13 protein-coding genes and 1 pseudogene are annotated in these 9,999 nt (G+C 67.3%); 1 reads left to right on the forward strand and 13 read right to left on the reverse strand.

What is annotated here, in order from left to right:
* Positions 1–110: 110 nt before the first annotated feature.
* The 12 genes from AB0C16_RS39300 to AB0C16_RS39355 form a co-directional block, all read right to left on the reverse strand.
* Positions 111–383, reverse strand: a complete 273-nt coding sequence (locus tag AB0C16_RS39300) for a hypothetical protein (protein WP_357691117.1) — start codon at positions 381–383, stop codon at positions 111–113.
* Between the two features lie 11 nt (positions 384–394).
* Complete coding sequence (locus AB0C16_RS39305; RefSeq protein ID WP_357691119.1) at positions 395–589, reverse strand: helix-turn-helix domain-containing protein; 195 nt, start codon at positions 587–589, stop codon at positions 395–397.
* A gap of 175 nt (positions 590–764) precedes the next feature.
* On the reverse strand, positions 765–1,943 hold the full coding sequence (locus AB0C16_RS39310) for a DUF3631 domain-containing protein (RefSeq protein ID WP_357691122.1): 1,179 nt from the start codon (positions 1,941–1,943) through the stop codon (positions 765–767).
* 23 nt (positions 1,944–1,966) lie between these two features.
* Positions 1,967–2,893 (reverse strand): bifunctional DNA primase/polymerase, encoded by a 927-nt coding sequence (locus tag AB0C16_RS39315; protein ID WP_357691124.1) that lies wholly within the window; start codon positions 2,891–2,893, stop codon positions 1,967–1,969.
* Complete coding sequence (locus tag AB0C16_RS39320; RefSeq protein ID WP_357691126.1) at positions 2,880–3,086, reverse strand: hypothetical protein; 207 nt, start codon at positions 3,084–3,086, stop codon at positions 2,880–2,882. Before AB0C16_RS39320 ends, AB0C16_RS39315 begins: the two co-directional genes overlap by 14 nt.
* A gap of 98 nt (positions 3,087–3,184) precedes the next feature.
* Positions 3,185–3,631 carry a single-stranded DNA-binding protein gene (locus AB0C16_RS39325; protein ID WP_357691127.1) on the reverse strand — a complete coding sequence of 149 codons (447 nt, stop codon included), beginning with the start codon at positions 3,629–3,631 and terminating at the stop codon, positions 3,185–3,187.
* 26 nt (positions 3,632–3,657) lie between these two features.
* A complete protein-coding gene (locus AB0C16_RS39330; RefSeq protein ID WP_357691128.1) occupies positions 3,658–3,876 on the reverse strand; it encodes a hypothetical protein in 219 nt (72 codons plus the stop codon).
* A 140-nt stretch (positions 3,877–4,016) separates the two neighbouring features.
* Positions 4,017–6,281, reverse strand: a complete 2,265-nt coding sequence (locus tag AB0C16_RS39335) for a cell division protein FtsK (protein ID WP_357691129.1) — start codon at positions 6,279–6,281, stop codon at positions 4,017–4,019.
* Positions 6,278–7,690, reverse strand: a complete 1,413-nt coding sequence (locus tag AB0C16_RS39340) for a DUF2637 domain-containing protein (RefSeq protein ID WP_357691130.1) — start codon at positions 7,688–7,690, stop codon at positions 6,278–6,280. The genes AB0C16_RS39335 and AB0C16_RS39340 overlap by 4 nt, the downstream gene beginning before the upstream one ends.
* On the reverse strand, positions 7,687–8,070 hold the full coding sequence (locus AB0C16_RS39345) for an RRQRL motif-containing zinc-binding protein (RefSeq protein WP_357691132.1): 384 nt from the start codon (positions 8,068–8,070) through the stop codon (positions 7,687–7,689). Before AB0C16_RS39345 ends, AB0C16_RS39340 begins: the two co-directional genes overlap by 4 nt.
* Entirely contained in the window at positions 8,070–8,399 is a 330-nt protein-coding gene (locus AB0C16_RS39350) for a WhiB family transcriptional regulator (RefSeq protein WP_357691134.1), read from the reverse strand. The genes AB0C16_RS39345 and AB0C16_RS39350 overlap by 1 nt, the downstream gene beginning before the upstream one ends.
* A gap of 22 nt (positions 8,400–8,421) precedes the next feature.
* Positions 8,422–8,589 carry a hypothetical protein gene (locus AB0C16_RS39355; protein WP_357691136.1) on the reverse strand — a complete coding sequence of 56 codons (168 nt, stop codon included), beginning with the start codon at positions 8,587–8,589 and terminating at the stop codon, positions 8,422–8,424.
* Positions 8,590–9,126: 537 nt separating this feature from the next.
* Between AB0C16_RS39355 and AB0C16_RS39360 the strand changes: the two genes are divergently transcribed.
* Positions 9,127–9,858, forward strand: coding sequence for a hypothetical protein (locus tag AB0C16_RS39360; RefSeq protein ID WP_357691138.1), 732 nt, complete (start codon positions 9,127–9,129; stop codon positions 9,856–9,858).
* Positions 9,859–9,871: 13 nt separating this feature from the next.
* On the opposite strand, the pseudogene AB0C16_RS39365 reads toward AB0C16_RS39360, so the two are convergent.
* Positions 9,872–9,999, reverse strand: a pseudogene (locus AB0C16_RS39365) (IS5/IS1182 family transposase); the annotation flags it as partial.

Raw genomic sequence — 9,999 nt, forward strand, 5'->3', positions numbered from 1 at the left:
GCTGTCCTATCGAGGGCTTCGTTGCCTAAGGGCGCCAACGCACTATCCGTCACCGAATCGCGACGATAGGCACCCAGGCCAGCCACGCTCGACGCCAGCGAAAGCGCTCGCTACCTGCAGAAATGCCTTAACTCACCGGCATTGCAGCTCAGGGTGGTCTTTTCTTCTGGCTTCGTCATGGAAGCGGGTAGGCCGGTGACCGTGTCGAAGGGTTCGCCCTTCTTCGCGGCCTTGAGTAGGTCAGCGCGGAAATGATCGGCGAGCGCCTTGGTTAGGAACGACTTGGACTTGGGCTCCGTGCCAACTTTCCAGCGCAGTTCGTACGGCTTGGCGCGGCCCTTGCGCTGGCGGATGGTCCAGATGACGACGTCGAGAGTTTCCACGTGCTGTCCTCCTAGGCTGCGGTCTGCTCGAAGGTGGTGAGCCAGACGTCCAGGTCGCAGCGGCGGACCTTGCGCTTGCCGTTGGGGAGTTTCAGGGACCTCGGGCCTCGGCCGGTGTGCAGCCAGCGGTAAAAGGTGGATTTCGGGACGTCGATCTCGTCGAGGACCTCGGCGATGGTGAGCAGGGTGTTGGGGCGCGTTGTCATGGTGGTGGTTGCCTTTCGGGCATCGTGATCGGTGCTAGGTGATGCCTCGGCGGTTGTGCTTGGCGGCTGGTCGCCGAGGGTGCTCGCGGGTGGTTGTGCAGAGGTAAGTCGTCCCAGCCGTCCCAGGGTCATTTCCGCAGATCAAGCCTGGGACGGCTTGTTTTGGTGGGACGGGTCATGCCGTCCCGGCGATGGGAGCCGTCCCGCTCTGACCTGCGGTGACGAGGCTGGGACGGCTGGGACGGCTCTCCCTCTCGATCGGCACCACATCGGCCTCTGGGATAGGGCCGAGGGCTGGGCAGTAGCGCGCCCAGGAGTCGGCGAAGTCGGCCCGCTGGTAACCCTTGGCCTGCATGCCGTTGGGGAAGCGGATGTTGCCTGAGCGGATGTCGTACTCGCGCAGCATCGTGCCGAGCTTCATCGCGGTCAGTCCGGCCGGGCCGTGGTCGGCCCATTCGCTCTCGGGGTCGCTTTTGAGTCGCTCCAGCAGGACGGCGGTGGGTAGGGCGGTGTCGGGGCCGAACGCGGTGCGGCAGGCGGCCAGCAGGCGCACTCGGGCCGAGGTCTGGCCGTTGTCGTCGGCCTCGGCGGTGAGCGTCAACGTGGCGGCGCGGGCGCGATCCGGCCAGTTTTCCCCTGCGTGATCCGCGACGATGACGAGCGGTTCCCAGGTGTCGGCGGCACGGTCTTCCACCGGCATGCCGGGCTCTGCAGCTTCCAAGACGGACAGGTCAGCGCGAAGCCATAGGTTCAAATCGGCGGCCAGATCGCGGAGCGCGGGCCGGTCTCGGCGGTGCCGGTAGGGGGCGGCGTTCTCGCCGGGGGCGCGGCGGCGCATGCGGATGACGACGGCGCGGTCTTCGATGGTGTCCGGCATGGCTCCGATGCCGGCGAGTGCGGCCATGGCGAAGGTCGGGATGCTTTCGACGCGGTTGGTGGCGGCGTCGTAGCGCTTGGCCGGGCGGTTGCGCTGGTGTCCGGCGTTGAGCAGGCCGCGGAGGTCTTCGTTGCCGTCTGCTTTGGGGCCGAAGATGGTGTCGGCCTCGTCCACGAGCATGGTCGGTGGGTCTTCGGTGATGGAGCGGTAGACGGCGGCGCTGGATGAGTTGACGGTGATAAACGGCTCGTGGCAGGTGGCCTCCACCACGTCCAGGAGCCGGGACTTGCCGCAGCGCTTCTCCGGGCCTCGGATGACCAGCCGGGGAGCGTGCGCCCATGCGGGCTGGGCGTGGGTGGCGGCGATCCAGAGGGTGACGGCGTCGGCGGTCTCGGGGCTCGGCAGGATGACGTAGCGGGTGAGCGCAGCGCGTAGGCGGTCGAGCAGGGCGGCGCCGTTGGGTGTGCGGTCGTTCATGGCTGGTGCTCCTTGCGTGGCGTTCATGCGGCCCTGCTACGGCGTGGCTGGGCTTTCATGCCTGCGGACATTCCCGAGGCGATCACGGCAGCGATCTCGCGAGGCGGGTTCGGGTCGCCTTCGGCGTTCGCGTTCTCGGCGGCGGACTGGAGAGCGGTGATGACCACCTCGGCGGGCAGCATGCCGCGTGCGACGAGTTGGCCGAGGTTGAAGGCGGCGGTGTTGAGCGTGTGGTTGCGGGTGCCGCGTTGGGCGGTGGCCACGCGTTCGATCTCGCCGCGTAGCGCGGCCTCGCCGTACCGGTGCAGGCGGTGGCTGGGCAGGCTGGTTAGCAGATCGGCGGCGCTCATCGAGGGCGGCGCGGCGGGTGTGAGCGCTTTGGCGAGCCAGGCCGGGAGCGGTGCGGGTGGCAGGTCGCGCGTGATCTCGTAAGGGCCGGTGCCGTCCGGCTGGGCGACGTGGCTCCCAGGGCCGACGACGTAGCCACCGCAGGCGCGGGTGTCGATCAGCCAGCCGAGCCCGCCCTTGTGACCCGCGCTGTTGCGTAGCCGTAGACCCTCAGGCGGGGTGAAGTAGAGATGCGTGCCACCGCGTCGGGTCCGGACGGTGAAGGTGTCGTCGGGGTATGGCTGCTCATGCTCGGCACACAGCAGGCGGAAGACGTGCTCTCCGTTCCGCGGGTGATGCTGGGCGAGGCCGGCAGGCGGGTGCTCGCCAGGCTTGGGCTGGTCGAGGTCGATCACGACCAGCCGGGACGGGCCGCAGGCGATGCCGATGTTGTACGGCTGGCGCGGCCAGAAGGCGGCGATGCGGTCGGTGTCGGTGGTGGCGTATCGCTCCCAGTCGGTGAAGCCGCGCAACGGCTTCTTGCCGCGCGGGGTGAGAGGGAAGACACACCAGCCACGGGCGGCGGCCTGGAGGGCGGCGCGCGTCAGGTCAGGCCACCCCATTGGACGCCTCCTTGGCCTCAAGGAACCCAAGGCGGTAGCCCTCGGCAGGGACGTGCATAAGCGCGTCCAATGGGGTGGCGGTGTGCGCGTCGAGCGTGAGTCGACCCCTGCCGAGGTGGTTGAGGTCTTGCAGGTGTGGGCGCAGTGCGGTCGTTCGGGTGTAGCGGTGGGAGCGGGTGCTGGTGGATGACATGCTGGCAGTGCCTTTCCTCGTGATCGGGGTGGGTGGCCTCGGCGGTTGTGCTTGGCGGCTGGTCGCCGAGGCCGTATCCCGGTGCTGCGTCGGCGGGGCTAGAACGGCGGCTTGTCGCCCGTTGGGGCGGTGGTGGCCCATGCGTCGGGCGTACTGCTGTTGTGGCTGGTGTTGGCCTTGCGGGCCGCTCTGGCGGGCTTGGCGGTGGCGAAGCGGAGGGACGGGCCGATCTCGTCCACGGTCATCTCGAAGACGGTGCGGTGTTCGCCCTCGTCGGTCTCGTAGGTGCGCATCCGGAGTTGTCCGGTGGCGATGACGCGGGTGCCTCGGGTGAGGGACTCGCAGATGTGCTCGCCGAGGTCGCGCCAGGCCGAGCAGCGCATGAACAGGGGCTCGCCGTCTTCCCACTGCTCAAGCTGCTTGTTGTAGGTGCGCGGGCTTGAGGCGATGGTGAAGGAGGCGACGGCCGTACCGGTCTGGGTGAAGCGGAGTTCAGGGTCGTTGGTCAGGTTGCCGATGATCGTGATGGTGGTCTCGCCGGACATGGCGGGCTTCCTTCCGTGGGATTGGGTCAGTGGGTGCCGTCGCGGTACAGGCGGCGGGCGTAGACGTAGAGTTGCCAGCCGAGGCGGGGCCGCATGCCGGTGCCGTTGCAGGCGCGGCAGGTGCGGTTCTTGCCGCCGGGGCGGCATCGGATGCAGCGGCCCCAGGGCCACGCCAGGCAGATGATGATGTAACTGAGAGTGATTGACGGTAGGCAGACTGCTAGAAGGGTGAGGACAGTGGCCATGTGGGCCTCCAGGGCCGTTTTCCAGAGTTTCCGCAGGTCGGGGTCTAGGTGCTAGATCGCAGGTCGGATGCCGTTTTGGGCTCTAGGCGGGCCTCTAGACCTAGAGGGGTCTGCCTCTAGGTCTAGAGGCGGTCGGGGCCTTAGGAAGCGGCGCTGGAGCCTCTACAGCGATCACGGTGTGTGATGGCCGTGGTGATGTCGTCTCGGGCTACGCCGATGCGGTTCGCGCCCTTGCCGCCGCTCTCGGGCGTGCCCCATACCTGCATGGTTTTGATGCCGTACGGCTTGAGCGCGGTTGTGAGCTGGGCCGTCTTCGCGCCGCCCTCCAGGCGCGACCATGGGCCGTAGATGTCGGGCCGCAGTTCGGCCAGGCGATCCACGATCGCCTCGTTCCATACCTTGGCTTCGGACGGCGGGACCACGGCCAGGATGTCGGCGAGCAGGTCGAAGGTGGGCGCGTGCTGCTCCGGTGTCTCGCCGAGGGCGTGTCCGCTGAGTGCTCCTGTGCTGGCTCGTAGTGCGTGGGCGCGGTCGGCGATGCGTTGGGTGGCGGGCGTGTCCAGGTAGGCGGTGCGCACCACCTTGGGCATCGAGGTTGCGCCGAGCAGGTAGCCGATACCGGCGTCTATCTTGGGTTGGAAGACGGTGGCGCGGATGCCGTTCTTGTAGGCGGAGGTGCCGAGGATCATGTCGTTTTCGAGCTGGCCGGCGACTCGCAGGCAGAACCGGATGGTGACGTTCGCGCTGATGCCGGTGGGCAGGCTGTCCTTGTCCGGGCGCTGGGTGGCGAGCACCAGGATCACGCCGAGGGCGCGGCCGAGCTTGATGATGAACTCGGCGTCATCGCCCGCCTTGTCTCCGAACTCGGCGTGAGCGAACAGGTTCTGGCACTCGTCGAAGATGGCGACCAGCGGATGCAGTCCCAGTGAGCGCTTATCGGCGATCTGCCGAGTGACCTTCTTGTCCGGGCACAGGTCCGGAGGCAGGGCCTTGAGTGCGGCGGCGCGGTGCATCACCTCCTTGCGGAGCAGCGTCAAAGAGTCGGCGGCGTAGCCGATGGCCTCGTCCTCGATGCCGGAGACGTAGCGGTGGCAGTTCTGCTCATGCGGGTCGAGGTCGCCGGTGCCCTTGAGTTCGTGGATCCACAGTTCGGCACTCGGGTCGAGGGCCGCGCCGGAGGCCAGCACCCGCACCGAGGCGGTCTTGCCCTGGCCGGGCTGCGAACCGATCAGGATGTTCTGCTCAACGACCGGTACGACGATGGCACGCCCTCGCGGGTCGCAGCCGAACGGGATGCCCTTGAAGACATCGTGAGAGCTGGCCTTGAGCAGCGGAGACTTGACGACCGTCTTGGACAGGTCCTTGTCTCCCACCCAGAGGATCAACCGTCCCTCGTGAATGGTGGAGTCGCCCTCGGGCCAGATACAGCCCAGCGGGCGGCGTAGCGCCGAGGCCATGCGGTCGCGCTTGTCCATCACGTCGGCCACGGTCACGCCGTACGGCAGGTCGATGTCCGCTCGCCAGCCGGGGCCGTCGCGGGTGATCGGGGCGACGAACCGGATGGCGTCCTTGGGGTTTTTGGCGATGGCCTGGTTGATGCCGGCGATGCCGAGCACGGTCAGGGAGCGGACGACGATGTCGCTGGTCAGCTTCTCCACCGTGGACGGTACGACCGCGCGGTTGATCAGCGGGCGGTCGGCGGGCTTGCCGAGGATGCCGAGCGTGGCGATGGCGACCGCGAGCGCCATCCACTGCACGGCGTTCGTCTGATCGGCCACGACGATGCCTGCGATCAGCAGCGTGATCAGAGCGGCGCAGGAGACCAGCACGCGCAGCCGCACACGAGAGTCTCGCTGCCTGCTGAGCTTGAGGTACGCCTCGGGGTCGGCCTTCTGGACTGCGGCCAGCCGTACCGCCTCGCCCTCCAGGTCGAAGGTCCACTTGATGACGCCGCCTACCAGGCGCAGGAACCCTCGCGGGGCGCGTGCGGTCAGTCGTCCGCCGTACAGCGGTACGCGGGAGGCCTGGTATCCGGCCACGTGCAGGTAGTGGAGGCCGATCCACTTGACGGTCTCGACGGCCTCGGTCCGGGAGCGCAACCACAGCGGGACGATCGGCTGTCGGGTGCGTGCCTTGGCCTCCAGGGCGGTCCGCCAGTCCGCTGCGGTCGGACCGGGTTGGTCGACGCGGACGACCGCGCCTTCCAGAACCGGTCCGTCCGCATTCGCGGGGCTGTCCTCGGTGTCCGGCTCGGACCGGTCGGCGGGGTTCTGTGGCTGACGTCCCGCGCGGGCGGCGTCGAGGTGGACGATATCGGCGTCCTTGCCGTTCTCGTGGTCCGGTCCGGCCGACCGGTCCGGGTCGTTGTCGTCCTCGTGGTTGGGGTTGTCCTGCTGGTGGGTCATGATGTGTTCACCTCGTTTGACTTGCTGGTCGCGGGGTCCTGGGGCGCGGTCGTTGTCTTGGCGGATGAGGCCGCGCCCCATGTGGCGGTCAAGGACGATGCGCGGTCGGACCGCTGCTCGTCCGGTCGGTCTGCGGGCTTGTCAGGCGCGGTCGGGGTGTGCGGTCCGTCCGCTTCGGTGATGCCGAGTTCGGCGCGCCAGGCGGTGGCGAGCAGCTCGATACGGTCCTCAGGAAATGGGCGCTGGGTCAGCAGTTCGGCCAGCAGCATGGCGGTGATGGCCTGGTTGCGGTCGAAGGTTCGTCCGGGGTAGCCCGTAACGCTCCAGCGGCGGCCTCGAAGTTCGGCCACGTTCGGGCAGTCGTCCGAGGTCATGTGTGTGTCGGAGATGGTCAGAGTCATTAGGCGGCCTCGTCTTCGCGTACGGGCGGCGTCTGGTCCGCGGGGGCCTTCGGTCTTCAGGTGTGACAGGAGTGCTCCGGCGCGGTCGGTCGAGATGCTTCGGCCTTGGCGGCGGATCGCGTCTCGAAGGCGGTCACGAGTCAGGGGCTCGCCTTGTGCCTTGAGATCAGCCGCAACGCGGCGTCCAAGGGGTACGAGGTCGCCCACGTTCGGTGTCGGCGGCTGGGTCTTCTTGGTGCGGGTGCGGTTGGAAGCGGGGCGCTGGCGCGGCGCGGGCGGCAAGGCCGGGGGGACGTTCGCCTGATCGACACGTACGGCTTCGGCTTTCGTCGGGATGTTCTTGGGCGTGAGCTCGCCGAGGTAATACAGGGCTCGCTCGCGGCGGGTGGCCTTCCAGCGCCAGAGCAGGCCGTACCGGTCCTGTAGCTCTGTCTTGGCCAGGATGCGTTCGCGCTCGCGTCCGAGCGCTTCGGGGTAGCTGCAGATTTCCCACAGCACCATGCGGCGCCAGAGCGCGACGGTCGCCATCGGGGCCAGCAGCCAGCGTGAGCGGCGGATGCCGTCCATGTGATCGGGCTTGGCCAGATCGGCGCGCTTACGGATGACATGGGCACCGACCTCGATGGCGATGACCCACAGCAGCGGGAGCAGCGCGTGAGCGACGACCGCGAACCAGTCGGTAGGATCGGGGGCACTGACGTAGGCGGCCACGTTGAGATAGACCGTCGCGCCGGTCAGCGCCCACGGGATGAAGCGGAGCCAGCCCAACCTCATGCCGAGGCAGGCCAGCACGATATCGAGTGCCGAGAACACGGCGATGCCCAGGTCAATGCCGAGCGGGACCGTCCAGGCGAACCAGCCGAACGAAGGGCCGGCGGCGTGCGCGACGCGATCGAAGCTGTTGATGAACCCGATCAGGCCGAGCGCGCCGGTAACGGCGGCGGTGATGGCCACTGCTGTCCGCTCACCTTCGGTGAGGGGCGGTGGTGCGGTGTGACAGATGTTCATGCGGCTACCTCCTCCGCGCAGTCGAGGCAGGTGCCGAGGTGGCGCGGCAGCACGTACCCGACATCCGTCAGGCACTCCGGACAGGTACGGCGGGCGGCGTTCGCCTTCGACAAGGCGACGCGCTGGCGCAGGGTCGCGGTGCGCTTGGGCAGGGCGAACCGCACGTCGTACAGATAAGCGGCGCGGACGCCGGGTGCACCGTAGCGGCGGGAGCACCACAGCACTTGGGCCTGAACTCCCTGTCCGCCAGGGCGCAGCCCTTCCCCGGTGAGCTGGCGAAGGGTGCGCAGGTGCGCCGGGGCCAGCTTCCACGGGTAGGTAGGAATGCCGTGCCGGTCTCCGGTCGGATCCCAGAAGCGGGTACGGATGCGGCTTGCCATCACGCAACCTCCAGGTCGTCCAGCTCGGCGGCGAGTTCGGCGACCTCGGCGGGCGTGCGGCCAGCCCAGATACCCGACGTTGGGCGGGTCTCCATCGCGTAGAGCTCGCAGAACAGCCGAGCGGGGCAGGTGGCGCAGACGTCGCGGGCGACGGCCTCGCGGGCAGTGCGCTCCTCGGTGGTCTCGATGGTGAGTCGCGGACCGGTGTGCAACTCGGGGTCGTACGTGCATTCAGGGAGCGGCGTTTCGCCGTCCACCCGCCAAGCCGCTTCCACCTCGGCGAGCGACATACGCGCCGGATGGAGCGGGCGGTTCGTGTTGTGTGCCATTGGTGGATCTCTCTTCCTGCGGTCAGTTGCTCATGGTCTGGACGAACCGCGCGAACGACTCGGACGCGCTCATGACCAGGTGCGCGGCCGCCTTGACCACGGTCGCTGCGCCCTCGGGGTCCTTCAGTGCGTAGAGGACGGCGCAGATCGTGAGGACGGTCGGGAGCACCTTTCGCGGACGGACAAGCATGTTGAGCCCTCTCGGTTCGAGAACCTGCGAGCAGGTTCTAAGAGACATAGAACATGTACAGTCACGGGGAGTCAAGTCCTAGGCACCGGTCGTCTTGGATTCCTGCGGGTCTTGCCTCGCTCGTTCCTGCTGACTCAAGCCTTCCTCGTGTCACGCCGCAGCAACACTGTGCTCACCCCCGGGACTGGAAGCACGGGGGGTGCATATCGGGGGTGATTACTTCCTTGACCAGGGGAAACGCGAGGCGCAGAATCTGCGAAACGAGGCCCTGAAGCCCTCGTTCGCGCCATGATTGCCGAGACCGTGCTTTTCATGGAGGTGAGAATGTCCCGAATGCCCAATGTGGCGCTCGCGCAAGCTATGCGACGTGCTGATTGTTCTAATTCGGGACTTGCCTCACGAGTACGACAAATCGCCATCGAAGACGGCGTAAGTCTGAGTTGTACGCATGTGGACGTTAAGCGATGGCTCGATGGCGTGAGACCACGAATCGCTACGGCGCGGTTCATCGCAGAGGCCCTTAGCCGGAAAGCCGGCGTGACGTTCACGCTCGATGACATCGGCCTGGCCAGTGTCGTCACCCCGGAGACCCTTGAGGTCACCCTCGCGCACGGCGGTGGGATATCCGACGTCGGCAGCCGACTCCTCAGCCTGACGCGCCGAGACCTCGCCGAGGACCCCGTCGCGCTTCAGTCCGTGGTCGTCCCCGACGCGTGGGGCGAATCCGTCATTTCCTGGCTGCTGTCCCGCCCTGAACCACTTCAGACCAGGCAGAACGCCAGACCATCTGTCGGAGAGTGGGACGTACACGCCATCCGCGCGACCACCGAGCTATTCGCCAACGTGGGCTTCCAATTCGGTGGCGGCCATGCGCGCTCGGCCCTCATCCAGTACTACAACCGCGAAGTCGTTCCGATGCTCAACGGCAAGTTCACCGAGCCAGTAGGGCGCGACCTCTACGCGGCTGCTGCCGAAATCACCGAACTGGTCGCCTGGACGGCTTATGACCTTGGGCGGCATGGCCTCGCACAGCGGTATTTCCTCCAAGGATTGCGCCTTGCTCAGGAGTCGGGCGACCGCATGATGGGCGGTCTGCTACTTGCCGACATGAGCCACCAAGCCAACTACCTCGGCCGCTACAACGAGGCAATCCGCCTTGCTCGCGCTGCCCAGGAAGGCTGCAAGGACGTAGCAACCGCCACCCCCATGGCATTGTTCTATGCGATGGAGGCGCGAGCCCACGCCGGCAACGGGGATGAAGTTCAGTGAACCTTTTTCATCCTCAGGTGCCCTGGGCAACTCGGTGGTTCTGAAGGACGGCGATGGCCTTACAGAGGTGGCCGGCCTTGGAAGGGCTGCAGCGTAGCTTTCGGAGGATCTTCCAGCTCTTCAGCTGGGCGTTCGCGCGTT

Origin of the sequence: Nonomuraea sp. NPDC048916 (assembly GCF_040649575.1) — a bacterium.
In the GTDB taxonomy this organism is placed as follows: Bacteria; Actinomycetota; Actinomycetes; order Streptosporangiales; family Streptosporangiaceae; genus Nonomuraea.

Excerpts from the sequence above, each read along its gene's own strand:
- AB0C16_RS39310 (WP_357691122.1), bottom strand. The coding sequence starts at position 1,943 with ATGAACGACCGCACACCCAACGGCGCCGCCCTGCTCGACCGCCTACGC.
- AB0C16_RS39340 (WP_357691130.1), bottom strand. The coding sequence starts at position 7,690 with ATGAACATCTGTCACACCGCACCACCGCCCCTCACCGAAGGTGAGCGG.
- AB0C16_RS39315 (WP_357691124.1), bottom strand. The coding sequence starts at position 2,893 with ATGGGGTGGCCTGACCTGACGCGCGCCGCCCTCCAGGCCGCCGCCCGT.
- AB0C16_RS39325 (WP_357691127.1), bottom strand. The coding sequence starts at position 3,631 with ATGTCCGGCGAGACCACCATCACGATCATCGGCAACCTGACCAACGAC.
- AB0C16_RS39355 (WP_357691136.1), bottom strand. The coding sequence starts at position 8,589 with ATGCTTGTCCGTCCGCGAAAGGTGCTCCCGACCGTCCTCACGATCTGC.
- AB0C16_RS39330 (WP_357691128.1), bottom strand. The coding sequence starts at position 3,876 with ATGGCCACTGTCCTCACCCTTCTAGCAGTCTGCCTACCGTCAATCACT.
- AB0C16_RS39320 (WP_357691126.1), bottom strand. The coding sequence starts at position 3,086 with ATGTCATCCACCAGCACCCGCTCCCACCGCTACACCCGAACGACCGCA.
- AB0C16_RS39345 (WP_357691132.1), bottom strand. The coding sequence starts at position 8,070 with ATGGCAAGCCGCATCCGTACCCGCTTCTGGGATCCGACCGGAGACCGG.
- AB0C16_RS39350 (WP_357691134.1), bottom strand. The coding sequence starts at position 8,399 with ATGGCACACAACACGAACCGCCCGCTCCATCCGGCGCGTATGTCGCTC.
- AB0C16_RS39305 (WP_357691119.1), bottom strand. The coding sequence starts at position 589 with ATGACAACGCGCCCCAACACCCTGCTCACCATCGCCGAGGTCCTCGAC.
- AB0C16_RS39335 (WP_357691129.1), bottom strand. The coding sequence starts at position 6,281 with ATGACCCACCAGCAGGACAACCCCAACCACGAGGACGACAACGACCCG.